General features: G+C 65.9%; 29 protein-coding genes. 22 read left to right on the top strand and 7 right to left on the bottom strand.

All coding sequences use genetic code 11. The annotated features are described in order from the left end of the window. The first annotated feature begins 111 nt into the window (after positions 1 to 111). Both R2K23_RS16485 and R2K23_RS16480 read left to right on the top strand, forming a co-directional pair. On the top strand, positions 112 to 750 hold the full coding sequence (locus tag R2K23_RS16485; protein WP_316510645.1) for a TetR/AcrR family transcriptional regulator: 639 nt from the start codon (positions 112 to 114) through the stop codon (positions 748 to 750). Between the two features lie 447 nt (positions 751 to 1197). Continuing rightward, on the top strand, positions 1198 to 2415 hold the full coding sequence (locus R2K23_RS16480) for an acyl-CoA dehydrogenase family protein (protein ID WP_316510644.1): 1218 nt from the start codon (positions 1198 to 1200) through the stop codon (positions 2413 to 2415). Positions 2416 to 2479: 64 nt separating this feature from the next. Here R2K23_RS16480 and R2K23_RS16475 read toward each other — a convergent pair whose 3' ends face one another. Beyond that, entirely contained in the window at positions 2480 to 2809 is a 330-nt protein-coding gene (locus R2K23_RS16475) for an FAD/NAD(P)-binding protein (RefSeq protein ID WP_316517338.1), read from the bottom strand. 10 nt (positions 2810 to 2819) lie between these two features. Continuing rightward, positions 2820 to 3794 (bottom strand): PDR/VanB family oxidoreductase, encoded by a 975-nt coding sequence (locus tag R2K23_RS16470; protein WP_316510643.1) that lies wholly within the window; start codon positions 3792 to 3794, stop codon positions 2820 to 2822. 463 nt (positions 3795 to 4257) lie between these two features. Here R2K23_RS16470 and R2K23_RS16465 point away from each other — a divergent pair, with 463 nt between their 5' ends. The 17 genes from R2K23_RS16465 to R2K23_RS16385 all read left to right on the top strand — a co-directional run bounded on the left by R2K23_RS16465 (position 4258) and on the right by R2K23_RS16385 (position 17696). After that, a complete protein-coding gene (locus R2K23_RS16465; protein ID WP_316510642.1) occupies positions 4258 to 5481 on the top strand; it encodes a cytochrome P450 in 1224 nt (407 codons plus the stop codon). A 10-nt stretch (positions 5482 to 5491) separates the two neighbouring features. After that, on the top strand, positions 5492 to 5686 hold the full coding sequence (locus R2K23_RS16460) for a ferredoxin (protein ID WP_316510641.1): 195 nt from the start codon (positions 5492 to 5494) through the stop codon (positions 5684 to 5686). Between the two features lie 84 nt (positions 5687 to 5770). Further along, positions 5771 to 6652: an MlaE family ABC transporter permease gene (locus tag R2K23_RS16455; protein WP_316510640.1), complete on the top strand. Its 882-nt coding sequence runs from the start codon at positions 5771 to 5773 to the stop codon at positions 6650 to 6652. Continuing rightward, positions 6652 to 7524 (top strand): MlaE family ABC transporter permease, encoded by an 873-nt coding sequence (locus R2K23_RS16450; RefSeq protein WP_316510639.1) that lies wholly within the window; start codon positions 6652 to 6654, stop codon positions 7522 to 7524. The genes R2K23_RS16455 and R2K23_RS16450 overlap by 1 nt, the downstream gene beginning before the upstream one ends. A 19-nt stretch (positions 7525 to 7543) precedes the next feature. Further along, complete coding sequence (locus tag R2K23_RS16445; RefSeq protein ID WP_316510638.1) at positions 7544 to 8614, top strand: MlaD family protein; 1071 nt, start codon at positions 7544 to 7546, stop codon at positions 8612 to 8614. Beyond that, positions 8611 to 9621, top strand: coding sequence for an MlaD family protein (locus tag R2K23_RS16440; RefSeq protein ID WP_316510637.1), 1011 nt, complete (start codon positions 8611 to 8613; stop codon positions 9619 to 9621). Before R2K23_RS16445 ends, R2K23_RS16440 begins: the two co-directional genes overlap by 4 nt. A 17-nt stretch (positions 9622 to 9638) precedes the next feature. After that, positions 9639 to 10580 carry an MlaD family protein gene (locus R2K23_RS16435; RefSeq protein WP_316517336.1) on the top strand — a complete coding sequence of 314 codons (942 nt, stop codon included), beginning with the start codon at positions 9639 to 9641 and terminating at the stop codon, positions 10578 to 10580. After that, entirely contained in the window at positions 10580 to 11698 is a 1119-nt protein-coding gene (locus R2K23_RS16430; protein ID WP_316510636.1) for an MlaD family protein, read from the top strand. Before R2K23_RS16435 ends, R2K23_RS16430 begins: the two co-directional genes overlap by 1 nt. Next, positions 11698 to 12693, top strand: coding sequence for an MlaD family protein (locus tag R2K23_RS16425; RefSeq protein ID WP_316510635.1), 996 nt, complete (start codon positions 11698 to 11700; stop codon positions 12691 to 12693). Before R2K23_RS16430 ends, R2K23_RS16425 begins: the two co-directional genes overlap by 1 nt. Next, positions 12690 to 13646: an MlaD family protein gene (locus R2K23_RS16420; protein ID WP_316510634.1), complete on the top strand. Its 957-nt coding sequence runs from the start codon at positions 12690 to 12692 to the stop codon at positions 13644 to 13646. Before R2K23_RS16425 ends, R2K23_RS16420 begins: the two co-directional genes overlap by 4 nt. 39 nt (positions 13647 to 13685) lie before the next feature. Further along, complete coding sequence (locus tag R2K23_RS16415; protein ID WP_316510633.1) at positions 13686 to 14336, top strand: hypothetical protein; 651 nt, start codon at positions 13686 to 13688, stop codon at positions 14334 to 14336. A 19-nt stretch (positions 14337 to 14355) separates the two neighbouring features. Continuing rightward, on the top strand, positions 14356 to 14946 hold the full coding sequence (locus R2K23_RS16410; protein ID WP_396893617.1) for a hypothetical protein: 591 nt from the start codon (positions 14356 to 14358) through the stop codon (positions 14944 to 14946). A 24-nt stretch (positions 14947 to 14970) separates the two neighbouring features. Then, positions 14971 to 15447, top strand: coding sequence for a hypothetical protein (locus tag R2K23_RS16405; protein WP_316510631.1), 477 nt, complete (start codon positions 14971 to 14973; stop codon positions 15445 to 15447). A gap of 71 nt (positions 15448 to 15518) precedes the next feature. Then, positions 15519 to 15851, top strand: a complete 333-nt coding sequence (locus R2K23_RS16400) for a hypothetical protein (RefSeq protein ID WP_316510630.1) — start codon at positions 15519 to 15521, stop codon at positions 15849 to 15851. Positions 15852 to 15938: 87 nt separating this feature from the next. Then, on the top strand, positions 15939 to 16460 hold the full coding sequence (locus R2K23_RS16395; RefSeq protein ID WP_316517335.1) for a hypothetical protein: 522 nt from the start codon (positions 15939 to 15941) through the stop codon (positions 16458 to 16460). Between the two features lie 68 nt (positions 16461 to 16528). Further along, entirely contained in the window at positions 16529 to 16933 is a 405-nt protein-coding gene (locus R2K23_RS16390) for a nuclear transport factor 2 family protein (RefSeq protein WP_316510629.1), read from the top strand. A gap of 28 nt (positions 16934 to 16961) precedes the next feature. After that, positions 16962 to 17696 (top strand): SDR family NAD(P)-dependent oxidoreductase, encoded by a 735-nt coding sequence (locus R2K23_RS16385; RefSeq protein WP_316510628.1) that lies wholly within the window; start codon positions 16962 to 16964, stop codon positions 17694 to 17696. 82 nt (positions 17697 to 17778) lie between these two features. Here R2K23_RS16385 and R2K23_RS16380 read toward each other — a convergent pair whose 3' ends face one another. Continuing rightward, complete coding sequence (locus R2K23_RS16380; protein WP_316510627.1) at positions 17779 to 18906, bottom strand: substrate-binding domain-containing protein; 1128 nt, start codon at positions 18904 to 18906, stop codon at positions 17779 to 17781. Here R2K23_RS16380 and R2K23_RS16375 point away from each other — a divergent pair. Then, positions 18793 to 19335, top strand: coding sequence for a MarR family winged helix-turn-helix transcriptional regulator (locus tag R2K23_RS16375; RefSeq protein ID WP_316510626.1), 543 nt, complete (start codon positions 18793 to 18795; stop codon positions 19333 to 19335). The genes R2K23_RS16380 and R2K23_RS16375 overlap by 114 nt on opposite strands. Before the next feature lie 569 nt (positions 19336 to 19904). Next, positions 19905 to 21149 carry a formamidase gene (gene fmdA / locus R2K23_RS16370; RefSeq protein WP_316510625.1) on the top strand — a complete coding sequence of 415 codons (1245 nt, stop codon included), beginning with the start codon at positions 19905 to 19907 and terminating at the stop codon, positions 21147 to 21149. A gap of 54 nt (positions 21150 to 21203) precedes the next feature. On the opposite strand, the gene R2K23_RS16365 is transcribed toward fmdA, so the two are convergent. Continuing rightward, a complete protein-coding gene (locus tag R2K23_RS16365; protein ID WP_316510624.1) occupies positions 21204 to 22412 on the bottom strand; it encodes an IS110 family RNA-guided transposase in 1209 nt (402 codons plus the stop codon). 248 nt (positions 22413 to 22660) lie between these two features. Between R2K23_RS16365 and R2K23_RS16360 the strand changes: the two genes are divergently transcribed. Beyond that, positions 22661 to 23710: an alpha/beta fold hydrolase gene (locus R2K23_RS16360; RefSeq protein WP_316510623.1), complete on the top strand. Its 1050-nt coding sequence runs from the start codon at positions 22661 to 22663 to the stop codon at positions 23708 to 23710. 6 nt (positions 23711 to 23716) lie between these two features. Here R2K23_RS16360 and R2K23_RS16355 read toward each other — a convergent pair whose 3' ends face one another. The 3 genes from R2K23_RS16355 to R2K23_RS16345 form a co-directional block, all read right to left on the bottom strand. Then, positions 23717 to 24313 (bottom strand): TetR family transcriptional regulator, encoded by a 597-nt coding sequence (locus R2K23_RS16355; protein ID WP_316510622.1) that lies wholly within the window; start codon positions 24311 to 24313, stop codon positions 23717 to 23719. Positions 24314 to 24395: 82 nt separating this feature from the next. After that, positions 24396 to 25022: an NAD(P)-dependent oxidoreductase gene (locus R2K23_RS16350; protein ID WP_316510621.1), complete on the bottom strand. Its 627-nt coding sequence runs from the start codon at positions 25020 to 25022 to the stop codon at positions 24396 to 24398. 10 nt (positions 25023 to 25032) lie between these two features. After that, on the bottom strand, positions 25033 to 26145 hold the full coding sequence (locus R2K23_RS16345) for a 2-oxo acid dehydrogenase subunit E2 (protein WP_316510620.1): 1113 nt from the start codon (positions 26143 to 26145) through the stop codon (positions 25033 to 25035). Positions 26146 to 26151: the final 6 nt, after the last annotated feature.

The raw sequence follows: 26151 nt of genomic DNA, 5'->3' as shown, positions 1-26151 counted from the left end.
AATGACTCGAAGTCGAAACTTTGTGGTTTGATGCGTTAGCCTGGGCAGATATGCCGAATGGGTACTAGTGGGGTCGATTGCAGAGGGGCACTTGTGAGTACGAAGGCGGATATGTCTGCCCGGAAGGCTCAGGCGGAGGAGACTCGCCGCCGGATCCTTGACGTTGCGGTGGAAGCATTCTCGGCGCAGCATTACGACGCCGTCGCCGTGAGCGACATCGCGACCTCGGCCGGGGTGGCGCACGGTTTGCTGTTCCACTACTTCAAGAACAAGCGCGGACTTTATCTCGCGGCCATGGAAGAGGCGGCCCGTGAGTTCGACGCCGCCCATCACAACGACCCCGACCTGCCGCCCGGTGCCCAGATGCGGCAGCGGTACTACAACCAGTTCGCTTACCTGGCGCGCCACCGCGGCCTGGCCACGCGCCTGGTGCTCGGCGGCCGGGGGGCCGACCCCGAGGCGTGGGCCTTCTTCGAAGATCAACGCTGGCAAGAGATCGCGCGGGGTTGCACCGCGCTGGGTCTCGACCCGGAGAAGCCGGCGCTGCGCATGATGCTCAGTGCCGCGACCGCGACCGTCGATGCCGTCGCGGCGTTCTGGCATCAGAACGGCCAGCCCTTCGAAGTCAAGGCGCTCGGCGACGTGCTGTTCGAGCAGACCATCGAGGCGCTGCGTGGCGCTGCCCGGCTCGATCCGACCTTGCAGCCGTCGGTGGAGAAGGCGATCGAACAACTGCGTGCCGACACGTAAGCCGCCCTTGCCCGACGCGCGCTGATCCGCGCGGTTGGGTAGTTGTCTTACTGCATCGCAACGTCTTCCGTGCTTCATTGCGCGAACGTCGAGCCTGATTGACCGTCCCACGACCTCTCGCGATGGCGCATGTCCGTGTCATCGACTTTGAGTCATTGACATTTAGTCAATGCGAGATATGCTGTGACGTGTACCACCGGTCTAGGTGGTCGAACGCCGTGGGGTCAGGGCATTCGGGAGGCGGGATGGAAGCGCGCGTCGGTGACAGTGCCGCGTTCCGGAGCGCACTTGTCGCAGGCCTGGTCGCCCGGGACGAAAGACCGGTTCGCCGACGTGCCTACGGAAATGCGTTCGCTCAGGACCGGTCCGGGCCGCCCGCGCGGCCGTTGTTGTATTCGGTTGCGCACTAGGCGAATCCGACGTTTCATCCAGAAAGGTAGTACATCCATGTCGATCGATCAGGACGTCAAGCCGGCGGCGCGCTCGCTGGCCGGGTTCAACGACGAGCTGGCGGACGAGCTTGTCTCCCGCGCCAGGGCGGTACGCCCGCTGCTCGAGGGCAAGGCCGACGAACACGAGCAGCACAGCGAGCTGAGCCAAGAGGTGGTCGACAAGCTCACCGAGATCGGTGTGTTCGCCATGGCCGGGCCGGCTCGCGTGGGTGGTTTGGCGCAGTCGTGCCGATCGATGGCCAACGTCGCGGCCGAGTTGGCCAAGGGTTGTCCGTCGACGGCGTGGGTCTACACGATCTACAACTCCTGCCTGTGGTTCGCCTCCAAGCTGCCGGCCGGCATCCAGGACCAGATGTTCGCCGACGGAGTTCCGCTGATCTGCTCGCCGCAGAACGGGATCGGGCACCTGGTCCCCGACGGCGATTCCTTCAAGTTGGCCGGGAAATGGAGCTACGCCACGGGTTCCCACCACGCCGCGTGGACGATGGTCCCGGCGCTGTCCCCGGAGCAACTGCCGGTGCTGGCCGTCATGCCGATGGCGGATGTGGAACTGGACTACACCTGGCGCGTCGCGGGGATGAAGGGGACGGGTTCGGACACCGTCGTCGTCAACGATGTGCGGGTGCCGGCGAACATGATCGCCGCGTTCTCGGACATCGCGGTGGCGCCGCCGGCCACCATCGACGAATCGGTGCGCGTCGCCAGCGATTACTGGGTCAACTACCCGATTCTGCGCGCGAAGGCACTCGGCGTCCTGGTCGGGTGCGCCGAGGGTCTGCTCGACGTGGCCGTGGCCAAGAGCGGCAGTCCCATCCTCTACAGTGCCTACGCGCAGAAGCGTGACTCGTCGGCGTACCACGCCGCCATCGGTGAGGCCACCACGATGATCCAGGCCGCCAAGAGGTTGGTCGACGACTCGTGCTCGCGCATCGACCAGGCCGCCTGCGAGGGCCGCGTGCAGTCGATCGACGAGCGCACCGAGGCCCGCGGCGCCGGGGCGCTGGTCATCCGCCTTCTGCACGACGCCATCGAGCTCCTGATGGATCTGGGCGGATCGTCGGGATTCTCGACCACCGCTCCGGCGCAACGGTATTGGCGTGACTTCGCGACCGGCTCCCGGCACGTGATCTTCAACTCGCAGATCAGCTACGAACAGGCCGGCCGTCACCTGCTGGGCATCGAACCGGGGATCGTCGAACCCGACATGCTCTGATGGGTCGGGGCGGGCCGCGGGGAACCGCGGCCCGCCCGACCTCAATCCAGCGGAACCTGTTCGTTCACCGCAGATAGCCGACGGGCCACTGCGCGGCCGTCACGAGTTGGCCGGCCGCGACCGGACCGATATTGCCCCATGCGAAGCACCAACGGCTTGGCCTGACGGCGGGCCCGCAGGGGACGCCGAGTTCGTCGAAGAGTTCTTTGTTGGCGCCGCCGAGCTCGAATATCTGTGCACCGGTGTTGATCCCGAACCCGTCGATGCCGACCGTGGAGGCGCGGCCGTCGACCTGTGCCGCGCGTTCGACCAACAGGGTCCGGTAGCCCCGCTTCACCAGCAGTGCCGTGGCCGCAACGCCGCCCGCGCCGGCCCGACGACGACGACGTCGAATGCCTCGTCGGTCAAAGATCCAGGACCAAGCGCTTGCCGACGCAGCGGGAGACGCAGATCATCATCGACTCGTTGCTCGCGCGTTCCTGGGGGGTCAACACCGAGTCGCGATGATCCGGCTCACCCTCGAGGACGTCGGCCTCGCAGGTCCCGCAGGTGCCCTCGGAGCACGAACTGAGGACCTCGATACCCACCTTGCGGACCTCGGCCAGGATCGTCGAATCGGCCGGCACCGTGACGGTGACACCGGATTCCGCGCAGACCACTTCGAATTCCTCGTTCGCGCCGACGTCGGCGTCCTGCCTCGGTGCGAACCGCTCGACGTGCAGCGGCAAAGCCTTGGCCGCGCAAATCTCCTCGGTGGCGGCGATCAACGGCTCTGGCCCACAGCAATATACGGCGGCGCCGGCCGGGGCCGCACTCAGATAGGACGCCAGATCCAGGAGGCCACATTCATCCTGGGGGCACACTTGGATCTTGTCGCCGAACCCCGCGAGCTCGTCGAGAAAGGCCATCGAGTCGCGACGCCGTCCGCCGTAGAGCAGCCGCCACGACGCGCCCTCGCGTTCCGCGGCGTGGATCATGGTCAGTATCGGGGTGATTCCGATGCCGCCGGCGACGAACAGGTAGTGGTCGCTGGGCTGCAACGGAAAGTGATTGCGCGGCCCGCGTGCGCTCAGCGCGGCGCCTGCGCGCACCGAGTCGTGGAGGAACTCGGAGCCGCCGCGGCTCTCCGGCTCACGCAGGATCCCGATGCGCCAGCGGGATCGGTCGGCGGGGTCACCGCACAGTGAGTACTGCCGAACGAGATCGTCGCCGAGGATCAGGTCGATGTGGGCACCGGGCGACCACTCAGGCAGCTCGCTGCCGTCGGCCGTCTCCAGAACCATCACGATGCAGTCCTCCGCCACTGGCCGGACCTCTCGTACGGCAAGGTCGATGGTGTAGGTGGTACTGATGCTCTCCTCCTGGAGGGGCAGTGTCATGTGGTTCCCCGCAATTCGATGCCCGCGGCCAGATGCGTTCGGATCCAGGCGCGGCTCTACGTTGGTTCGACTCCGCAAGCGTGTCGTCTGGGTCACTTACTACCCGGTCATTGACTTGGTGTCAAGGAGTGCGGCAGCATGGACTTGTCGCCGCCGTAAATAAGATGACAAGCTCCGGGTTGGTGCATTTGCCCTGTTGACCGGGGGTTGCGCAGTATAAGTAAACTTACGTCACACCTCGCGAAAACCTTTTCGACTTCAAGTCATTGATTCTGTGTCAACAGTGTGCTTAGTATGTGATCCACCACACTGCGGATCGCCGGAGGGGGCGACCACATTCGAGATCGAGCCCCTGTCCGGCGAGCCCAGTGGGGTTCAGCCGACATCACGCACGGAACGGGCGCGCTGCGCGAGCACCTGGCCCAGCGGGGCAGGCAGCCGCCACAAAGAAAGGGTTAGAACCATGTCCGAACTGGTCGACAAGGGCCTTCCGGCCGACCTTCAGGCCGAACTGTCGGGCTACAGCAGCTATACGTCCACCCCGGACCGGGCCATGGAACTGTTTGCCGAGGCCCGCGCCGCGGGTTGCCCGGTACCGCACAGCGACGAGCTGGGTGGCTTCTACCTCGCGCTCGACCACGACCTCGTCCGGAAGATCCACAGCGATTGGGAGACCTTCTCCCACTACCCGACGGTGGTGCTGCCGGTCGTCGAGCGGCCGGCCTTCCCCCCGATCGAGATGGATCCGCCGGAGCACACCATGTGGCGCGAGCTGGTGGCCAAGGCGTTCAACGCCGATACCGCCGGGCGCTTCGAGGAAGGTATCCGCGAGGACATCAACCTTCTCATCGACAATTTCGCGGCCAAGGGTTCCTGCGATCTGGTTGAGGAATTCTGCGAGGAGGTGCCCCTCTACGCGCTCTGCCGCATCATCGGGTTCGACCTGGACAAGCGAGCCACCGTGCGCGACATGACGCTGCGTCTCGTGGCGGCGTTCGAGGATCCCGAAGAGGGCCCCAAGGCGTTCCTGGACTTCGCGATGTTCGGCGCGCAGGAAGTCATGTCGCGCAAGGAAGATCCGAAGGATGATTTCCTGACGGATCTCGCTAACGCCGAGATGAACGGTGAGCCGCTCGGACCGCTCGAGATCGGCCAGATCATGAACTCGTTCCTCGTCGCGGGTCACGGCACCAGCGTGGCCGTGCTGGGCAGCATCCTGCACGAGGTGCTCTCGCGGCCCGAGCTGGTCGAACGGCTCAAGGCAGACCCCGAGATGATTCCCAGCGTGGTCGAGGAGACCCTGCGGTTGCACCCGCCGTTCTTCGGCCTCTACAAGCGGGCCACCCGCGACGTCGAATTGGGCGGCACCCAGATCCCCAAGGACAGCTACATCCAGACGTGCTGGGCGGCGGCCAACCGGGATCCCCAGGTGTACGAGAACCCGGACGAATTCGATGTGGATCGCAAGTTCGGGCGCAAGAACCGCCACCTCACCTTCGGCTTCGGAATCCATTCGTGCCCCGGCGCTCCCACCGCGCGGATGGAACTGCGCATCGCCGTCGAGGAATTGCTGCGCCGACTGCCCGACATCACCCTTGTCGATCCGTCGGCGGCGAAGTACGAGTTCCACGGCACCGAAACGGCGGCCATCGGCTCTCTGCCGGCCACTTTCACGCCCGCGCCTTGATGGGGTGACGATGAAAGTCGAGATCGATTACGGCCGTTGCGAAGGCCACGGGGTCTGTGTCGGCTTGGCGCCGGAGGTGTTCGCGCTCGAGGACGACGACGAGCAGGTGCGTCTGCTCACCGACACCCCCGACGCCTCGCTGGCGGAAGCAGTCACGCTGGCAGGCAAACGCTGTCCCATCCAGGCCATCCGAATCAGTTCCTGAAGTTCGGGCGTAGACAAAGGGTTTGGCATTGACCACGCCCTCTGAGATGACTACGCCCTCTGAGATCGAGGAGAGCCGACCGTAATGACGGTGACTCAAACCGCGCCGCCTGCGGCGGATACCCGACCACGGCCCATCGCGGCCGCGGTCGGGTCCGCCGCGGCCGGCGCCGCCGGACGGCTCGCGGAGATTCCGGTGCACAGCGCGGCCACCACCGGCCGGGGTGTCCTGCTGGCCGCGTCGGTGTTCCGGTACGCCGTGACCGACACGCTGACGCTGCGACTTCCCTTTGGGGAGACCATGTCTCAGGCCTGGATCCTGCTCCGGGTGACCGTGCTGCCGGCGATCCTGATGGCGATTCCCTTCGGGGCGATGGTCGCGGTGCAGCTGTCCGGCCTCGTCAACGAGGTGGGTGCCAACTCGCTCGTCGGGTCGGCAACCGGGGTGGCCGTCCTGCGCCAGGGCGCGCCGGTGACGGCGGGGCTGCTGATGGGTGGTGCGGCCGCGGCCGCGATCGCGTCCGACTTCGGTGCCCGGGCCATCCGCGAGGAACTCGATGCGCTGCGCACGCTGGGGATCGATCCCGTTCGGCGCCTCGTGGTCCCGCGGTTCCTGGCGCTGCTGCTGATCACGCCGATCCTGGTCACCATCGTGATCGCGATGGGTGTGGGGGCGGCATTCCTGATCGCCACGGTGGTCAACGACGTGACGCCCGGCAGCTTCTGGATCTCGTTCGGGTCCTTCGCGAAGATGACCGACCTGTGGTTCACCATGGGCAAGGGATTCGTCTTCGCCTCGATCGTGGCGATCATCTCCTCCCAGCGCGGTATGGAGGCCAAGGGCGGACCGCGCGGTGTCGCCGACGCGGTGAACGCCTCGGTGGTGCTCAACGTCATCCTGATCGTGGTCGTCAACCTGGTGATCACCCAGTTGCAGACGATGTTCTTCCCGATGGCGGTGGCGTGATGGCAACGGCGGCACAACACCGATCTTCGGCACCCTCAAAGCTTTTCAGTTCATGGCTGATCCCGACCAAGCAGCTGCGGGCACCCTTCCGGGAGCTCGGCCAATGGGCCACCTTCATTGCGCAGACCATCTGGTTGCTGCCGATCACGGTCCGCCGGTACCGGCGCGAAACGCTGCAGGTGATGAACAACCTGGCGTGGGGCCGGGGTTCGATCGTCGTCGACGGCGGCGTCATCAGCGTGCTGGCCATCCTCGGCGTCACCGTCGGCGGGATCGTCGCCATCGAGGCCTTTGCCACCCTCGATCTGATCGGACTCGGTGCCCTGGCCGGGATCATCGGCGGGTGGGGCAACGTCCGGGAGATGGCTCCGCTGGTCGCGGGAGTGGCGTTCGCCTCGCAGGCCGGTTGCCGGATGACCGCCGAGATCGGTTCGATGCGCATCGCCGACGAGATCGACGCCACCGAGGCGATGGGGCTGCGGGCGATCCCGTTCGTGGTCGGCACCCGCGTCATCGGCGGATTGCTGTGCGTCATACCGGGTTTCCTGCTGACCCTCATCGTCAGCTTCTACACGGCGGTGACGGTGATCACCGTCTTCTACGGTCAGGCGGCCGGGACCTATGACCACTATTTCATCCAGTTCCTCACCCTCCCGGACATCGGGGCGGCGCTGCTCAAGGCCACCGTGTACTGCACCGCGGTGACGCTGATCCACTGCTACTACGGGTTTTTCGCCTCCGGCGGACCGGTCGGTGTCGGTGAGGCGTCCGGGCGGGCCATCCGAGCGAGCCTGGTGACGATCATGGTCCTGGACTTGGCCACCACGATCATGCTGTGGGGCTTGCGCCCGGAATTCATCTTCAAGGGATAGGTGCGCGGTGTTATTTCGTATGACGGCAGACGCCGAGGACCGCAGGCTGACCACCATCGGGGTCGGGGTCGCGGCGGCCTTCGCCGCGGCAGTCCTGGTGGTCGCCATCAACCCGTTCGCCAAGCCGCCGGCCGACCGGACGTCGATCGTGATGGATGTGCCCTACGTGGGCCAGGGGGTCGGGGCGGGCACGCCGCTGCTGATGCACGGTGTACCGGTCGGTGAGGTCACCGCCGTGGCGGTTCGACCTGACGGCAATGTGCATCTCGACGCCAATGTCGAGGGCACGCCCGCCGTGGAGCTGACCGACTCCATGCGTATCGACTTCCGGCCCGCCAACTATTTCGGGGTCACCGGCATCAACCTCATCCCGGGCGACGGCGGGCAGCCGCTGCGCGACGGCGCGCAGGTCCAGACCGTCCCGGTGGGCAACTTCACGCTGCCGACGATGCTCTCGCAACTGGGCGAGATCACCGGGGGAGTGATCACCCCCCAGCTCATCGATGTCATCAACCGGGCGACCAGCTACACCGACGGGCTCAACCCGATGATCGAGTCCGGGTTGATCGGCGCCAACACGCTGGCCCGAGTGCAGACCGTCAGCACCGAACAGTTGATGCGGAACACCACCGGGATCAGCGTGGCCTTCCCATCCTTCGTCGACCACGCCACGGCCGCCGGACAGTCCTTCAATCAGGAATTCGTGACGTTCAACGTCTCCGGCAAGGATGCGTTGCCCGGGCAGGACGTCGTGGCTGAACCCGGCATGGCGGTCACCGAGGAGTTCTGGCAGGACCGCGCCCTCGTCACGCTGGATGTGATGTCGGGATCCTTCTTCGGCGCGCTCGGCAAGCTGCTGTCCTCGCACAGCTCCGATCTGCGTCCGGTGGTCGACCTGGTCCAAACCCTGTCCGACACGGTGCCCGCCTTGGTGACACCGGTCGGAGTCGACGACATGCTGACAGAACTCCGCACGCGCCTCGAGAAGCTCTACGCCGGCTCGCCCGAACAGCGGGCGCTGCAAGTGCACCTTGTTCTCGACCGGATCCCCGGCGTCCAGGCGCCCGTCAACGCGATCGGTGGACCATGATCAAGCCCTGGCCTGCATTCTGGCGGTTCGCCCTGGTGGCCGCGCTCACCTCGGTGATCTTCGTCCTGACGGTGAACGTGCTACGGCAACCCGTCGCCGCTGAAACACGCTCCTACACCGCTGAATTCAGTGACATCTCCGGCTTGCACGCCGACGCCGACGTGCGCATCCGCGGCCTGCGGGTCGGCAAGGTGGGCGACATGCGACTGACCCGGGCGGCCGGTCAGAGTTTCGCCGAGGTCGATTTCACCCTCGACCGTCGCTACGCGGTGCTGCCGGAAACCCGGCTGCTGATCAAGTACCAGGCGCTGACGGGGTTACGGTACATCGACGTGGTCGAGGCCGCCGAAGTCGACGATCCGGGTGACTCGCTGGTCACCCACATCCCGCTGAGCATGACGCGTCCGTCGTTCGACATCACCAAGTTGTTCAACGGATTACAGCCGGTGCTCGATACCCTGAGCCCCGACGACATCGACCTGTTCACCGCCAACGTGGCGTCGTTCCTGCACGGCGACGGCGGGGGGCTGGGCCCGATGCTGGACAGCATCAGGACGCTGACCTCGTTCGTGTCCAACCGCCAGGAGGTGGTCGCGACGCTGATGGGGAACCTCTCCGAGATCTCGACGACTTTCGGCGGGCATTCCGAAAAGCTCGTTCAGATCCTGGACTGGCTGAACCGGCCGGTGGACGCGGCGCTCTCGGTTCTCGACGAGTTCCGCAAGTCCGAACTCTACGGGCCGGCGTTCACCTCCGCGGCCGTCCGACTGCTCGAGAACGCGGGTTTCCGTGCGGGCGAGGCGGATATGGACGAAGGGCTGGACCGTGCCTTCACCGTCCTGGACGACTACAGCGACGCCTTCAAACGCGTGCCGGTCATCTGGGACAACATCGAACCGGCGGCGGGGCCGGAGGATCCGCTGCCGTGCTCGCGGGGGCGTGCGCAACTTCCCGAGACAATGGATGTATTGCTGAACGGACAGCGGGTGATCCTGTGCAACCAGTGAGCAAGTTCAAGAGCCCGATGTTCTGGGGGGTGAGCGCCCTGGTCCTGGTGGCGGTGCTCGCGGTGACGGCCGCCGCCGTCTACGTCAATCCCCCCGGCCAGAAGACCGTCACGTTCTACACCAACGACGTCGCGGCGGTGCAACCCGGCGACGACGTGCGCATCGCCGGGATGACGGTGGGCAAGGTGAAAGACCTCACGCTGGAACAGGATCAGGTCAAGGTGCGCGCCAAGGTCGACGGGAGCGCCTTCGTCGGCGATCAGTCGCAGATCGAGGTGCGGATGCTCACCATCGTCGGCGGCTACTACGTCAACCTGGTCTCCCTGGGCGACAAGCCGCTGGGCGAGCAGCCGATCGCGCGCGAGCGCACCACCATGCCCTACAGCCTGATGGACACCCTGGCCGACTCCACGAAGGTCACCGAAGAGGTGGACACCAGGCCGATCCGGGAATCGCTGGACGAACTGCAGGCCGGCCTCGATGGCACCAACGTCGATGCGCTGAGCGCGGTGATCGACGCGGGCAACTCGCTGACCGCGACGATCGACAGTCAGCGCGGACAGATCACCCGGATCCTCGACCTGTCCGACGAGTACATCGAGAGCCTGAGCAACTACGGCGGCAAGCTTAGCGAACTCGTCGCCAAGCTCTCGATCCTCGAGCAGACACTGGTGTTGTACGGCAAGGGGTTTGCCGGGGCGCTCAAGGGGATGGGCGACATCTCCGATGCGTTCCTGGTGCCCTATGCGAAATTCTGGGTGAACCACCGTGAGGACTTCATCCTCAAGGTGCGGGAGTGGCAGGACCGGGTGCGCCGTTGGGTCGACAACAACAGCCGGATCGTTCCGCGGTTGCGCCGAGTGCGGGACAAGATCGAGCGGGTGCTCGATGCCCAGAACGCGCGTCCCGAACTGCTGGCCACCGATCTCTGTATCCCGCTACCGGAGAGCCCCTGCTGATGTCCATCAACCTGACACCGCGCGCGACACGTACCGCCGCAGCGACGCTGACCGTCGTCGCCCTCGCGGCCGCCGGCACCGCGTGTGCGAGTCCGCGCAGCGAAAGTGCCGAGTACTGCACGTTGTTGCCCGACACGGTTGGCCTTTACGTAGGAAACCCGGTGACCCAGATGGGATACCCGATCGGCACCGTGAAGTCCATCGACGCGGGACCGGCACATGTCCGGGTCGGATTCTCCGTCACCGAGCAGCGGGCCCTGCCCGCCGACGTCAAGGCGGTCGTCCGGTCGCCGTCGATCCTGGCCGACCGGTCCCTGGAGTTGGTCGGCAACTATTCCGACGGGCCGCAACTGGATCCGGGGAGCTGCATCGCCCCGGAACGGTCGTTCTCCCCGAAGACGTTGTCGGAGGTCATCGGGTCGGCGGACACGATGTTGAACGCGATCAACGACAGCGGTTCAACCAACATCGCCGACACCGTCGGAGGACTGGACCGGTTGACGCACAACAACGGTGTCCGCGGTGGACAGCTGGTCAGCGCGACGTCCGCGCTGCTCGACAGCCCGGACCAGGCCATCAGCGATCTGGGCACGATCACCGACAACCTGGGGGATTTGACCGGCGTCCTGGTCGACAGCCGGGAACCGTTGAAAGAGATCATCGTCGACCTGCCCGCCACCGCCGGCGATCTCGTTGTCGCCCTCGACGGCACCGCTCGGCTGGCCGGCGCCGACGAGGAGTTGGGCACGCTGGGCCCGCTGCTGGAATCGGTGGCCGTGTTGGAGACCCGACTGGGTGACGAAACCCAGATCACGCTGGACTCGGTGAGTGCGGCGGTGCGCAAGGTCACCCCGCACGCGAACGCGCTGGCCGGCCTGTTCGACCCTGTCCCGTGGTGGATCGACTCCATTGCGCAGAACGTCAACCATCGACAGTTCAACGTGTTCAACATCGCCTACCGGCCGCCGATGTTCCGCGTCCGGGCACCCGACGGACTGGCCCTGTGCGGCTTCATGAACTCGTCGATGCCGGGCAGCTGCGCCGACGTGCACGGCACGCCCTACGCCGTCGACGTCGCGCTTCTCCAGTACGTGCTACAGCAAGCGAGCCGCTCATGATGAAACGTCGGATAGCCTCGGTGGTCGTCGGCGCCACCACGGCCATGGTGGTCACCTCCTGCGCGTCGCTGACCGTGAACTCGCTGCCGCAGCCGGGTGCCCAGGGCGGCGGGGGATACCCCATCGTCATCGAGTTTGAGAACATCCTGAACCTTCCCGAACGCGCCAAGGTGGTCCAGGGCGGGACGACGGTGGGAATGGTGACCTCGGTGGACCTGCAGGGCGACCGCGTGGAGGTCTCCGCGCAGATCGAGTCCGGCGTGGCCATCCCGTCCGACGCCCGAGCCACGTTGGAACAGTCCACGGTCCTCGGCGACATCTACCTGGCCCTGGAACGCCCCTCGCTGGAAGAGCAGGGCCCGGCGTTGGTGCCGGATGGCCGGATTCCGTTGGCACAGACCACCTCTCCGCCTCAGCTGGAAGACACCATCGCTAACCTGGCGAACTTCGTCGGCAGCGGATCGGTGCAACGGATGCAGGACAGCATCATCAAGGTCAACAACGTCACCCCGACCGACCGTCAGGAGTTGCGGGCGTTGGTGAGTCGGGTCGCGGTCGACCTGTCGGATCTGGCATCCGACATCGAGACCGTTGATCAATGGCTGCAAGGTGTCTCGGGAACCGCCGAGGTGATGCGCCGACACCTCCCGGTATACGCCCACTGGTTCACCCCGGCCGGCATGCTCGGCTTCGACCGGGCCACCCAGGTGGCCGACTACATCGGCACCGTGCTGCCGTCGATCGGCAGCATCTACAGCGGTGGCTACTGGCTGGTGCCGCTGCTGAATTCGATGGCCGATGCACTGGGCGCGGTGCAGCAGACGAAGTGGAACGTCGAGGACGAAGCGGCGGCGTGGCGCACGCTGTTCACCGAGTCCTACATGCCGGCCGACAAGTATCCGGCGATCAACATCACCTCGATCACGGGACCGGACGGCAACGAGATGATCGACAACGTGGAGGACGTCCTGCGGATGCTGGGGGCAATGCCATGAGGACCGTCAAGAACGTCCTGTCGTTCGGCGCCTTCGCCGTCATCATCGCCGTCGCGGCGGCCTATATCGGCTCCTTCGGGCTGCGGCTGAATCCCCCCGAGGATCGGACCAACCTGTCCATGGCCGTCCCGGATGTCAAGGGCCTGGTGGTCGGCTCCAGTGTGCTGCTGCGCGGGGCCGTCGTCGGCAAGGTCACGGCGGTCTCGGCAGAGATGGACGCCGCCTCGGTGGACTTCTATCTCGAGGCCGGCCACGAGATCCCGGTCGACAGCGAGGTTCGGCTGGAGAACCTGTCGGCGCTCGGGGAGGCGTTCATCGGCTTCAAGCCGCGGACCGCCCAGGGGCCGTTCTTCACCGAGGGGCAGCACATCGCGACCGAGTCGATCACGGTCCCGCCGTCGATCTCTCAGTTGGCGACCAGCGTGGTCCGGGTCCTCGATCAGATGGACCCCGAGCAACTCAAGCGGATCCTGAACGAGACCGATGCGGCACTGCCGGATCCCCAGGTGGTCCTGCCGAACCTGGTCAGGGCAAGTCGCCTGGCGCGCAACATGGTGACTGGATTGGACGGCGACGGCGCGGAGGTACTGGAGAACTTCCAGACGCTGCTGCAGAACGCCCATTGGGTGGGGCCCAAGCTCGCCGAGGCCGGTGCGCCGGTGCGGGAGGCCGGGGTCAACATCAACCGGGTGTGGCACGGCATGATGCACACCGTCGCCTGGAACAACCCCGAGAACATGCAGCTGTTCCAGAAGTTCCTGGATCGCATCCAGAAGCTCCTCGACGACCGCGGCGGGGACCTCAAGGTCATCTCGGAGGCCCTACTGCCGCAGTTCAGCGGCATCGGTGGGGCGCTGATGAATTTCGATACCGCGCAGATCCTTTCCCATGCGCTCGCGGGAACTCCGGAAGAGGGGGCCATCAGACTTCATGTCGCAATTCCCGATCGTTAGGTCGGCCCCGTCTTTGCTCAACCCGAAAGAGGAATCCTCATGGCAGTAATCGACACCGATGTCCGGACCGAGGAAGCGGAATCCACCGTGGACGACGAGTCCGGGATCGACGAGACCCCAACGCCGGCGGGCGAGGACCGGCAGCCCGACACCGCTGCGGACAAGAAGTCCCGCCAGATCTCGATGTCGCTGCGCGGCTTGGTCATTGCCGTGGCGATGGGCGTGCTCGTCATCGCGGTGGCCGCACTGGGCTGGCTCTACCTCGATGCCAAGGCTGAGCTCGACGCGAGTGCCGTCGAGGCGAGCAACGTCGAGCGCGCCGAGACCGCCGCCATCGAATACGCGGTCAACGCCGCCGAGATGAACTATCAGGACTTCGGCGGGTGGAAAGCCAACCTCGTCGGCGGCACCTCACCGGAGTTGAAGGACAAGCTGACCAAGGCCGCCGACTCCATGGAGCAGGTGCTGGCGCCGCTGCAGTGGCAATCTACGGCGCAACCGCTGACCGCCAAGGTGCGCTCGAACAGCGGCGGGATCTACATCGTCGACGCGTTCGTCAGTGTGCTGACCAAGACAATGCAGGCGCCGGAGGGGCTGCAGTCCACGGCAACCTACAGCATCACGTTGGACAGCCGGAACAATTGGCAGATCACGGATGTCGGCGGTGTCGATGCGGCCCTGGGCAGGTAGCGTCGTGTGGACACGAGTGATCGCGGCCGTGGTGATGGCGCTCGGGGCGGCGCTGACCTTCAGTTCGACCGTCGCCGCGCTTCCCGGCCGGGACGTCGAACCGATCACCCACGAGTTCCCGCAGCCGCTGCCGGTCGTGGTTCCGGTGCCCAGCGACTGGGAGCCCATGTGGCCCTTCCCGTTCGATCAGACGCGCGGTGATGTCACCGCGGCGGAGATCAACGCGGAGCGAGAGATGTGTCAGTGGTACAACGCCCAGTACGCCATCATCAAGCGGCAGATCGCCGCCCTGAACAACGCGATTATTCGCAACAATGGCAACTTCGACGGGCCGAGCGTTCCCGAGCAGACCGCTATCGTGGTGGGCAACATCGACCGCTCGCTGGAGTTTCTGACTCCGCGGGTGCATACGCTGACCCAGAGCCACAACCACGCCGGCGACATGTATTTCCCGCTGTATCAAGGCGATGCCTTCTACGGACTGTGGCAGCAGATGTTCAATGTCTCCAACGGGATCAAGGCCCGCCAGCCGACCTGGTTCACCGGCCCGTCGTATCACCACATGATGCGGTGGGGCAGCAAGATCAACCGATCGCATGTTTGCCGCTGACGAGGCGAGGAAGGGATACCGGAGATGAGTAGCGGTAATCACCGATGGCGCGGGGCGCTGGCCCTGATCATCGGCGGACCGATCGTGGCGGCCGGGATGGCGGCGCCGACCGCCGGCGCCGATCCCGGGTCCGAGGTCGAAGAGGCGGTGGCGACGGCGCGGGGCGCCTCCACCTGTGGGCCGTTACAGCACAATGCCGCGGTCGAGCAGGCCGCGGATATCGTGAACCGCTCCACCGCCAGCTATCTCGACCACAGTTCGGGGAACGTCCCGGCAGACGACCCGAAGCCCACCGCGTTGTTGCGGGACCTGGGCATCGAGACCGACAATGCGATATCGCTGCTGGGCGCGGGCCGCAACGCCCCCGACGCCATCAAAGCCCTGCTGTTGCAGGGCTACAAGGCGATCCCCGACTGCTCGTATGCCGACATCGGCACCAGCCTGCGCGTCGAGGAAGAGACCGGTTTCGTGCTCGTGACCGCGATTCTGGTGGGCCAATGAGGACCGCGAAGTTCAGCCGTTCGGCTTGGCGTTCCGTGGCGGGCATCCTGAGTGCCTCGATACTGGCCGCCATGTTTGTCAATCCGGCGGTGGCCTGGGCCGACGAACTCGTCACCTACGAGGTGGTGTCGGACCACATCGATACCGTCAACATCGAATACCAGGACGTCACCGGGAGATTGTGGGCGGTGCACGCACCGCTGCCCTGGCGCATCGATGCGAACGTGCGCGCGGTCCGGGACGCCCCGCCCCACGGCAGTCAGGTCCGTGCCCACTGGCGGGAAAAGGCGTCGCCGGGCCGATGGGTGACCGTGCGTGTCATCCATCGCGGCGAGGTCCTGTGCCAGAACACCTTGGATCTGGGCAACGCCGCCTGCTACGGCATCACGAACCGGATCACCTAGGCCCACAACGTGAGTCGCCGAGCAGAAGGACGGCCGGAAGGAACCATGAGATTTCGATTGCACAGCATCGCGTTGGGCGTGCTCGCCATGGTGATGGCGTTCGCCGGTGCGGCGCCCGGGCACGCCGACCCCGGCGCCGCCGAGGCCGCCCCGGATCCGTTCCCGGACATCCGCTACTACGAACAGGCCGACGCCGGCAGCTTCGTGGAGCCCGGCGGCGTGTGGTTCATCGCCCCGACGGGACAGAACTGCGGGATCTGGGGCCTGGGCAGCTTCGGCTGCGCCGGAACGATTCCCGGGGCGCCCGCCGGGACCAGTCACATCGGCTGGGTCGACGGCGACCGGGCGGTGCACTACGACTGGTCGATGGCGGTCCGGTTCCCGTCGGCCCGGGCACAGCGGGTGCTCGAACCGCGGACCAAGGTCACCCACGAGGGCACGACATGCGCGGCGACGCCCGACGGCAGGACCTACTGCGAACGGGGTCCGCTGCGGTTTCTCATCGAGCCGACCCGAACCTGGCTGTCCCCGCCGTGGATGGACCTGAGCTGGATCGAACTCGGACCTGCGTCATGCAGTCCGCCGGGCGGTGGCCCCTGCTACAGCTGACCGGCCTCCGAGGGAGGCCCACATCGCCGACATCGCACTGACGATACGAACGAAAGGTAATCGACGACATGGGTAATAACAGCGAGGCCGCAGGTAAGTGGTTCGACATCCTGGCCCGCGGCGCGGTCGCGGAGTGGGACGGGTTCGTCGATCCGGACTTCAGCATGCACGTGCCGCTGATGCCCGGTGAGCCCGAGACGCCCACGGTGGGCCTCGAACCCAACCGGGCCCGCGTGGGTCAGCTCTGGCAGGCCTGGGAGTCCTTCGAGTTCGCCGACACCGACATCCATGCCTCCGCCGACGATCCGGAGGTGGTGTTCGCCACCACCAATTCGAAGGCGAAGACGGTCTGGGGCGCCGCGTATCAGAACCGCTACGTCATCAGGCTCCGGTTCCGCGACGGAAAGCTCGTCGAGCACCTGGAATTCATGGATCCCCGCCCGGTCCTCGCGGCCTTCGAAGGTCACCTGTAAACAGCGCAACGCAGAAGGGATTACAGCAATGACAGAAAACAGCAAGGTCGCCCTGGTGACCGGGGCGGCCAGCGGGATCGGGGAAGCGACCGCCCGCACGCTCGTGGCCGCCGGCGCCAAGGTGTACCTCGGCGACATCAACGAGGAAGGCGCAAAGGCTGTGGCGACGGCACTGGGCTCCGGCGCCGAAGCCATCCAACTCGACGTGACCAGCGCGGAGTCCTGGGATGCGGCCGTCGGCCGGATCACCGCGCAATCCGGTTCGCTGTCGGTGCTGGTCAACAACGCCGGTATCTTCACCCCCGGTGGCTTGGAAGCCATCGGCGAGGCGGAGTTCCAGAAGACCTTCGAGATCAATGCGCTCGGCGCGTTCCTCGGCATGAAGGCCGTCGTCGAGTCGATGAAATCCGCCGGCGGGGGATCGATCGTCAACGTCTCCTCGTCGGCCGGCCTGGTCGGCGTGAAGGACGCCATCGCCTATTCGGCCTCGAAGTGGGCCGTGCGCGGTCTGAGTCGGAGTGCGGCACTGGATCTGGCGCCGTACTCGATCCGGGTCAACTCGGTGCACCCGGGCATCGTCGAGACGCCCATCTTCACCGGCTTCCCGCGCGAGGCCCTCGACATGATGACCGCCGCGCTGCCGCAGCCCCGCTTGGGCAATCCGGAGGAAATCGCGGCCATGATCGCGTTCCTGGCCTCCGATCAAGCCAGCTTCTGCACCGGGGCCGAATACACGGTCGACGGAGGGTACGCCTGCGCCTAGGCGCAGTCCGCCCCGAGCGTGGGCCGGTACAACCCCTTCCGGTTCATGTTCGGGGCCCTTTCACATGTGCTGCCGACGGTACTCATCGGACGCGTGCGATGACATCCAGTTCGACGCCGCGCGCTTTCGCGATGTGGACTGGGTGCCGCGCTGATCCGTCATCGAGGTCGACGGGCCCGTGCGGAGAGTCCCACCCCCATTTGACGAACGCGCGGCGCGCGTCCTGCACCGTGGGCACCGACGCGCCGGCGATGTCGGCCAGCAGGTGTACCCCTGAATATGTCGTCTCGGCCATCGTGCCGGCAGGTGGCGCCGCCGTTTCACCGATCGGCCCGGCCCCGTTGACCAGGTCGAAGGCGCGCGCGAAACCGGACGCGAACTCGGCGGCTGAGGCCGAACCCAGTCCGGCGAACCACCCCGCGGAGATGAACAGGTTCTCGGTGGCATCGGCGCCGCTGGCCAGGACCACGGTCTCGTCGGTGAAAGGACTGAAACGAGTGATGGTCGCGTCCAGGCCCCGATCGCCGAAGGCGCGGTTGAACCGGACGGCGTCAGACCCGACGAGAAGTGAGATGACCCCTTGTGTGCCACTGCGGACAACCTCGCTGAGGGCGCGATCCCACACGGCCGAATCGTCGGTGCCCAGCGGCAGGAACCGTTCACCGAGTATCGCAATATCGGTGTCCTGCAGCCCTACTCGGGTTGCGGCCGCTGTTCCTCGCGGCCAAACATAATCATTGCCGACGATGAACCACCGGCGTAGGTGCGCTTCGGTGCGTAACCACTGCAGGGATGCCACAATCTGATCCCCGGGCACTTCACCGCTGCACAGCACGCCGTCGCTGCACTCACCGCCCTCATAGGCAGCGGCGTACACATAGGGCACCCGCCCGCGAACAACTTTGGCAATCGCCTGACGCGCGTTCGAGAGGTGCCACCCGGTGACGGCGTCGATGGAGCCCGCATCGAGGAGTCCTTTGATGCGGGCACCTACCGCCGCCGGGTCGCCGCCGGCGTCGACATGAACGAAATGCACGGTGCGGCCCGCGACTCCGCCCGCGGTCTCGATCTCGGCGGCCGCCAGCTCCGCCGCGGCATGACACTCGAGTCCGAAGATGCCCGCCGGGCCCCGCCGGGGCAGCGCAAGAGCGATCCGGAAATCTGTCGGACTGTCCGGCCGGGTGTCGTATTCGGGCGTGCTGTCTGGCATGCTGAAGGACCGCCGCGCACCGGCGTTACTGCGGTCGTCGAGACTGGTCTCAAAAGGCAGGTCATGGAAGCTGTGGAAGATGTCCTGGGATTGCTCAGAGAAGCCTCCCAGGTGGCCGCGCGAATCGAGAACGCGCTGGCTGGCACCGATCTCACTGTGGATCGGTGGCGCGCCCTGACATTCATCCAGTCCAGCCCTGGCTGCTCGATGTCCGATGTCGTCGACGCGTTGGTCATCCCGTCGACGTCGGCGACCCGGATCGTCGACGTCCTGGTCGAGATCGGTGCTGTGTTCCGGACCGTATCGCCGCGCGACCGTCGCAGGACTACGTTGCGATCGTCTGCGCATGGGCAAGCGCTCCTCCGTGCTGTCGAGCCTGAGATCGTGCGGGCGGGTCCCCCCGAGCCTACGGAGAAATCCGTACCGTAGTCCGGCGTTCCCGTCATTCTCCGCCTGAGATCGCGGGCTGAACGGGCGGCCGCTGTTGCCATTGTGTAACGCGAACCTCGGTGTGTGACCGGGCTGTGAATAATGGTGCCGAAGCGCTGCTGTTTCGTGGCATCTCTTGACGTGGACCGACTGGGGTGTAAGTTTCACACCAGATTGTTCCCAGATGGGAATAGTCCTCTTGCTCTCGCGGAGGCGTTTCATGGCTGGATATCAATACCGCTGTGCCACACACGGGTTCGTCGAGGCGCAGTTCGCGATCGGGACTGCGCCAGCCTCGGTGGAGTGCGCGTCGTGTCGTGCGCCGGCACCGCGGGTGTTCTCCGCGCCGGCCCTGACAACGCGCAACGCCCCCGGTGCGAAAGCGCTGGAGATGCACGAGAAGTCGCAATCCGCACCCGGGGTTGTCGTGCGGTCCGCGAACGGACCGGCCGAAAGGTCGTGGCGCGGCCCGGTCGGAGCTTACCCACGGCTGCCGCGTCCCTGAATCGGCGCCATCCCATTGCGCCACAGATCCGACCGTCCGTGACCACTGCCCAGGAGAAGACGACATGCCCGAGGTGATATTTCCCGTCGATCAGAGCAAGCCCTTCCGGGAGCAAGTGGTGGTTGGCCACAATCGTTGGCACCCCGATATTCCAGCCGTAGCGACGGTGAAGTCCGGTGACAGCTTCCGGGTGGAGTCCAAGGAATGGTTTGACGGGACCATCGTCAACTCCGATGACGCCAACGACATACGTGATTGCAACTTGTCGATGGTTCACCAACTTTCGGGTCCGTTCGCCGTCGAGGGTGCGCAGCCGGGCGACCTGTTGGTCGTCGACATCCTCGACGTCGGTCCCGTACCGCAGGAGTACGGCCCGGTCGCCGGCCAGGGCTGGGGCTACACCGGCGTCTTCGCCAAGGAGAACGGTGGCGGCTTCCTCACCGACTGGTTCCCTGATGCATACAAGGCAGTTTGGGATTTCACCGGTCAGAAGGCCACGAGTCGCCACATTCCGGGCGTCGAGTTCACCGGGCTCATCCACCCGGGCCTGATGGGAACTGCGCCGAGCGCCGAGTTGCTCAGCACGTGGAATGTCAGGGAAGCCGCGCTCATTGCCACTGACCCCGACCGTGTCCCGCCGTTGGCGCTGCCGCCACAGCCCGTCGACGCACTGCTCGGCACCCTCACCGGCGCCGACTACGAACGTGTCGCCGCCGAGGCGGCCAGAACGGCACCGCCGCGGGAGAATGGCGGTAACCAGGACATCAAAAACCTGTCCAAGGGCAGCCGGATCTTCTACCCGGTCTTCGTCGACGGTGCCAACCTTTCCATGGGCGACCTTCATTTCTCCCAGGGCGACGGCGAGATCACCTTCTGTGGCGCCATCGAAATGGGCGGGTACATCGACCTGCGCGTCGAGATCATCAAAGGTGGTATGGAAACCTACGGTGTCACCACCAACCCGATCTTCATGCCCGGCAACGTCGAACCGCGGTACTCGGAGTTCTTGACCTTCGTCGGTTTCTCGGTCGACAAGAACGGCACCCAACACTTCCTGGACAGCACGTTGGCCTATCAGAATGCGTGTCTCAATGCGATCGAGTACTTCTCGAAGTTCGGGTGGACCCGTGAGCAGGCCTACCTCATGTTGGGCGCCGTGCCGGTCGAGGGGCGGCTCTCCGGTGTGGTCGACGTGCCGAATTCCTGCGCAACACTGTATGTTCCGACGGCCATCTTCGATATCGACGTGCGTCCGTCGGCGACGGCTCCGCAGCGTATCGATCGCGGTCAGTGTGCCGTCAGCACCTGATTCCACCCCCGATGGCCCGTCATACATGAACCGAAAGGACTCTCAATGAAGAAGTCAAGCCGCCGATTTGGTGATCGGGGGTGAATCGGGTTGCCAGGTGCGGTTGTCACGGATGAGGGCGTAGAGGACGTTGGTGCGGCGCCGCGCCAGGCAGATCGTGGCGGGGATCGGACGCTTTCCTTCGTCTCGTTTTCGCTGGTAGTAGGCCTTGGAAGCGGGGTCGCAGCGGACGGCGGTGAGTGCGGACATGTACATGACCCGACGCAGCCGTCGGCTGTAACGCTTGGGGGTGTGCAGTCGTCCGGTGCGTTTTCCGGAATCTTTGGATACCGGCGCCAGCCCGGCCCAGGCGGCGAGTTGGTCGGCAGAGCCGATCAGAGCGGGATCTCCGACGGCGGCGAGGAATTCCGCACCGAGACGGAAACCCATGCCGGGCATGCTGGTGATCACTTCGGCGGCGGGATGGCGGCGAAATCGGTCCTTGATGTCGGCGTCGGTGGATTTGATGCGGTCACCGAGGGCAACCACCTCCCCGGCCAACTCGGCAACGAGTCCGGCAGCGACGTCTTCGCCAGGCAGGCGCACCGTCTGGGATTTGGCGGCCGCCACCGCCGCGGCGGCGATCGTGGCCGCGTTGCGCACACCGGCACCGCCGAGCATCGTCGTCAGACGCCGAACACCGCTTTGGCGAATGGCTTTCGGTCGCTGATACCGCGCCAGCAGAACCACCCAACCGCGGTCCTGGGTCAGTTGCGCGGCCCGCTCCAACGCCGGGCAGACCGCGATGAGTTGTTGGCGCAACCGGTTGATCGTGCGGGTACGGTCAGCGACCAGATCCGCGCGGTGGGCGGTCAGCATCCGCAACTCGGTGATCAGGTCGTCATCGGGATGCAGCACCGGCAGATCGGCACCCCGCATCCGCGACTGGTCGGCGATCACCCGGGCATCTTTGGCGTCGGTTTTGCCCTCGCCACCGCGGTATATCGCCGAGGCCTGCCATACCGCACGGCCGGCCAGATACCGGACCGACTTACCGGCGTCGGCCAGCACCGTCAACAACAAAGCGGCATACACGGTGGTCAAGTCGACCGTCCACGACACCTCGTCAGCCAGGTGCTCAAGCTCGGCGACGAGTTCACGGATCGGTTGCTCATCGTTGACCAGTCGACGCGAGAGCATCACCGTGCCGTTGGCATCGACCACGCACACCCAGTGATGTCCCTTACCGACATCCACTCCAGCCCACACCTGGCCCGCCGTCATCTCACCTCTTTTCGATTGCCTGCCACCACGATCCCCACGGACCACCCCGCCAGCATTTCCTTAAACAAGCGATCACATCGCAGATCTCAATCAGCGGTCAGAGAAGTCCAAGCAGGCCGGGCGGCCAGTCCTTTCAAGCCGCACCACCAAGGCCGGCAAGCATCATGCAGCCTCACCCGACCCACCCGGGTCACAGCACAACGTAACAACACGAAGTAACTGCAACTACGAACTTAAGGATCTCATCAATGCCGCCACCCAGCGACGCTGAGTATTTCAACCTCGGAGACTTCACCCTCCAAAGCGGTTTCACGCTGCGAGATGCGAGGCTTGCGTACAAGACGTACGGCACCCTTAACAGCGACAAGACCAATGTCATCGTCTACCCCACCTGGTATTCCGGGTGGCACACCGACAACGAATGGCTGATCGGCGCCGATAAGGCACTCAATCCCGACGAGTGGTTCATCATCGTGCCCAACATGATCGGGAACGGACTGTCCACGTCACCATCGAACACCCCGGCACCCTACGATCGAGCCCGCTTTCCCGCTGTGACGTTCTACGACCAGGTGGAAGCTCAGTACAAGCTCGTCACCGAAAAGTTCGGGATTTCGAGTATCGCGCTGGTGACCGGATGGTCGATGGGTGCGGGCCAGACATATCAGTGGGCGGTCAGTCATCCCGAAATGGTGCAACGCGCCGCACCATTCTGCGGATCCAGCATCACGGCCCCGCACAACAAGGTATTCCTGGAATCATTGGTCGCAGCACTCACCGCCGATGCGGTGTGGAACGACGGAGATTACGCTCCGGATGTATTGCCCATAAAGGGGTTACGCGCGTTCGCGCGGGTGTACTCGGGCTGGGGATACTCGCAGGCCTTCTATTGGGAGGAGGCGTGGCGAGATCTGGGCTTCACCTCCTTCGACGACTTCCTCTATGGGTTCTGGGAGAACTTCTTCCGGGACGGCCGTGACCCGAACAACTTGATCACCATGATCGGTACCTGGCACAGCGGGAATGTAGGCAATACCCCGGGCTTCGACGGCGACGTCGAAGCAGCACTCCGATCGATTCGGTGCCCGCTGCTGGCCATGCCGGCGGAGAAGGACCTCTACTTCCCGCCGGAAGACGAACAGTGGGCGACCCAGTTCATCGCTTCCGGTGAAGTGCGAGTCATTCCCGGCATTTGGGGCCACTTCGCCGGTGGCGGAGTGAACCCCGCCGACACCGCCTTCATCGACGCCGGCATCCGGGACCTACTCGCCAAACCGGGCTACTTGCCCCAGAACTGAGATCACTCATTTCGGCTCGCGGAGGTAACCCGCCGCCAGTCGGTCGAGCGAGTCCAGGAACTGGTCGTCGCCGGCACTGGCCCCGGCGATGGCGTCGCGCAACCGGACGACGGTCGGCGTGTCGTCGCCCGCGGTGGCCAGGCGGACCTGGCGGTCTTTGCGCGACGAGCGGTACAGGGCGGTGCCGAGGGTCAGACCGAACAGCGCCACCAAGAATTCGGCCGCCGTGTTGTCATCGAATCCGTGGCGTCCGGCCAGGACCAGGACGCTCTCGCCGAGGTGACGGGCCACCTCGCCCTCCAGCGGCCGGGCCGCCATCGCGGCTGCGAGGCCCGGCTGCTCGACGGCCAGGCGGTAGATCGCCCCGAAGGAGTTGCGCAACTCGGGGATCAGCGCGCCATCGGGATCGACCGGGGGCACGGATCGCAGCGACTCGTCGACGACGAGATCCAGCAGGGCTTCCTTGTTCGGGAGGTGACGATAGAGCGCCATCGGCGTCACATCGAGTTCGGTGGCCAGCCGACGCATCGACAGCTTCTCGACTCCCACCGACCGCGCGAGGTTCGTCGCCGCCGCCACCACCGTGACCCTATCCAAACCCACGTTTCGCACGAATCTCCTCAGAACGGGCCGCTGCCGCCCGAGTCTACAGCGTAGACCTAACGCGCCGGGTGCGGAGTTCGCTTCAGTACGCAACCGTGAACCGTTCCCGACGGTGCCGGGGGTCCTCGATCTCGTCGAGGAACGCCACGGCGAAATCCTCGCCGCTGATCTCCGAGTTCCCCTGCTCGTCGGTGAGCAGAACGTCAGCACCGACGCGGTAGCGGCCGCGTGGGATGCCGGGCACGTGGGCGCCGAATCCGGTTGGGGGACTGAGGTAGAACCAGTCGACGTCCTCGGGTGTTTCTCGCAGCCGGTCCAGGAGGTCGATGTGCAGCCCGATATCGCGCAGCTTGTCCGGGGGTGCGATCGGCGGCAGGCGCGAGATGACCTGCTCGCCGCCCTCGCTCAGCAGCAGGCTGCCCGCCCCGCCGACGACGCCGATCCGGACCCCGCTGCGCCGCGCCGCGGCCACCAGGATCGGCACGGCGTCGGGCAGGGTGTTGCCGGCGGCGTCGGGACCGCTGGTGATCGCCGAGACCAGGATGTCGGCGTCCTCGGCCAACCGCAGGACCGCGTCGCGGTCATACAACGACGCGGCGACCGGGCCGCCCCGAGACACCGCCGTGACCTGGTGCCCGCGGCGCAGCGCCGCGTCCCTGATCCGGCTGCCGGCGTAGCCGGTCGCACCGAACAGCAGTATCCGCGTCACCTGTGCCCGCTCAGCTGAGATCTTCGGCGGTGTAGCCGGATTCGAGCCGCTGCTTCATGGCGGTCAGGAACTTCGCGGCGTCGGCGCCGTCGACGATCCGGTGGTCGTAGGAGATGGACAGGTAGGCCATCGGGCGGACCTCAATGCGCAGGGGGCTGCCGGCGTCGCGCACGGGGACCACGCGGTCGACCACCGCCCCGGTGCCGAGGATGCCCGTCTGGGGCTGGTTGATGATCGGGGTGTCGAACAGCGCGCCCCGGCTGCCGGTGTTCGTGATGGTGAAGGTGCCGCCGTTGAGTTCGTCGACGGTGATGGTCCCGCCGCGCACGCGGTCGGCCAATCGTGCTGTGGCCTGGGCCAATTGGGAGATACCGAGGGTGTCCGCGTCGCGGATCACCGGGACCATCAGACCCTTGGGGCCCTCGACGGCGATGCCCAGGTGGCAGTTGCCGTGGTAGGTGACCTCGGTGACGTCGTCGTTCAACGACGCGTTGAGCATCGGGAACTCGGGCAGCGCCTCCAGGGTGGCCTTCGCGAGGAACGGCAGGAAGGACAGCTTGGTGCCGGTGCGGCTCAGGAAATCCTCCTTGTGCTCGGCCCGCAGCCGGCTGACGGCTGAGAGGTCGACCTCCAGCACCGTGGTCAGCTGCGCCGATACCTGCAGCGACTCGAGCATCCGGCGCGCGATGGTGCGCCGGATCGGCGGGAGCTTCTCGGTGGTGCCGCCGCGGCGCGCGGCCGGGGGCGGGGCGGGTGCGGGTTGCGGGGCGACCGGCGGCGCCGCGATGACGGGTGCCGGGGCCGGCTCGGGGGTCCGCACGGGCTCCGCTTCCGGCTCCGGTGCCCGGGCCGTCCCGGCGTCGTCGCTGCCGGACACGATCGCCAGGGCTTCCCCGACAGGGACCACGTCGTCCTCCTCGGCGAGGATCTCGGTGATGGTGCCGCTGTGCGGGGAGGCGACCTCGGTGTCGACCTTGTCGGTGGCGACCTCGAGCAGCGGCTCGTCCACCTCGACGTGGTCGCCGACGGATTTGAGCCAGCGGGTCACCGTGGCCTGTTCGACCCCCTCGCCGAGTTCGGGCAGGCAGACGGTGGCCGTGGGGGTCTGGGTGGTGGTGTTCATCAGTGT

The sequence above is a fragment of the Mycolicibacterium sp. MU0050 genome (assembly GCF_963378085.1).
Classification (GTDB): Bacteria; Actinomycetota; Actinomycetes; order Mycobacteriales; family Mycobacteriaceae; genus Mycobacterium; species Mycobacterium wendilense.
This window is presented reverse-complemented; position numbering and strand designations above follow the sequence as displayed.

Coding starts and splice junctions, on each gene's coding strand:
- R2K23_RS16345 (WP_316510620.1), bottom strand. CDS start 26,145: ATGAACACCACCACCCAGACCCCCACGGCCACCGTCTGCCTGCCCGAA.
- R2K23_RS16430 (WP_316510636.1), top strand. CDS start 10,580: ATGTCCATCAACCTGACACCGCGCGCGACACGTACCGCCGCAGCGACG.
- R2K23_RS16405 (WP_316510631.1), top strand. CDS start 14,971: ATGAGTAGCGGTAATCACCGATGGCGCGGGGCGCTGGCCCTGATCATC.
- R2K23_RS16390 (WP_316510629.1), top strand. CDS start 16,529: ATGGGTAATAACAGCGAGGCCGCAGGTAAGTGGTTCGACATCCTGGCC.
- R2K23_RS16400 (WP_316510630.1), top strand. CDS start 15,519: ATGTTTGTCAATCCGGCGGTGGCCTGGGCCGACGAACTCGTCACCTAC.
- R2K23_RS16440 (WP_316510637.1), top strand. CDS start 8,611: ATGATCAAGCCCTGGCCTGCATTCTGGCGGTTCGCCCTGGTGGCCGCG.
- R2K23_RS16480 (WP_316510644.1), top strand. CDS start 1,198: ATGTCGATCGATCAGGACGTCAAGCCGGCGGCGCGCTCGCTGGCCGGG.
- R2K23_RS16375 (WP_316510626.1), top strand. CDS start 18,793: ATGACACTCGAGTCCGAAGATGCCCGCCGGGCCCCGCCGGGGCAGCGC.
- R2K23_RS16470 (WP_316510643.1), bottom strand. CDS start 3,794: ATGACACTGCCCCTCCAGGAGGAGAGCATCAGTACCACCTACACCATC.
- R2K23_RS16395 (WP_316517335.1), top strand. CDS start 15,939: ATGGTGATGGCGTTCGCCGGTGCGGCGCCCGGGCACGCCGACCCCGGC.
- fmdA (WP_316510625.1), top strand. CDS start 19,905: ATGCCCGAGGTGATATTTCCCGTCGATCAGAGCAAGCCCTTCCGGGAG.
- R2K23_RS16425 (WP_316510635.1), top strand. CDS start 11,698: ATGAAACGTCGGATAGCCTCGGTGGTCGTCGGCGCCACCACGGCCATG.
- R2K23_RS16435 (WP_316517336.1), top strand. CDS start 9,639: ATGTTCTGGGGGGTGAGCGCCCTGGTCCTGGTGGCGGTGCTCGCGGTG.
- R2K23_RS16365 (WP_316510624.1), bottom strand. CDS start 22,412: ATGACGGCGGGCCAGGTGTGGGCTGGAGTGGATGTCGGTAAGGGACAT.
- R2K23_RS16380 (WP_316510627.1), bottom strand. CDS start 18,906: ATGCCAGACAGCACGCCCGAATACGACACCCGGCCGGACAGTCCGACA.
- R2K23_RS16360 (WP_316510623.1), top strand. CDS start 22,661: ATGCCGCCACCCAGCGACGCTGAGTATTTCAACCTCGGAGACTTCACC.
- R2K23_RS16485 (WP_316510645.1), top strand. CDS start 112: ATGTCTGCCCGGAAGGCTCAGGCGGAGGAGACTCGCCGCCGGATCCTT.
- R2K23_RS16385 (WP_316510628.1), top strand. CDS start 16,962: ATGACAGAAAACAGCAAGGTCGCCCTGGTGACCGGGGCGGCCAGCGGG.
- R2K23_RS16460 (WP_316510641.1), top strand. CDS start 5,492: ATGAAAGTCGAGATCGATTACGGCCGTTGCGAAGGCCACGGGGTCTGT.
- R2K23_RS16415 (WP_316510633.1), top strand. CDS start 13,686: ATGGCAGTAATCGACACCGATGTCCGGACCGAGGAAGCGGAATCCACC.
- R2K23_RS16445 (WP_316510638.1), top strand. CDS start 7,544: ATGACGGCAGACGCCGAGGACCGCAGGCTGACCACCATCGGGGTCGGG.
- R2K23_RS16465 (WP_316510642.1), top strand. CDS start 4,258: ATGTCCGAACTGGTCGACAAGGGCCTTCCGGCCGACCTTCAGGCCGAA.
- R2K23_RS16450 (WP_316510639.1), top strand. CDS start 6,652: ATGGCAACGGCGGCACAACACCGATCTTCGGCACCCTCAAAGCTTTTC.
- R2K23_RS16455 (WP_316510640.1), top strand. CDS start 5,771: ATGACGGTGACTCAAACCGCGCCGCCTGCGGCGGATACCCGACCACGG.
- R2K23_RS16420 (WP_316510634.1), top strand. CDS start 12,690: ATGAGGACCGTCAAGAACGTCCTGTCGTTCGGCGCCTTCGCCGTCATC.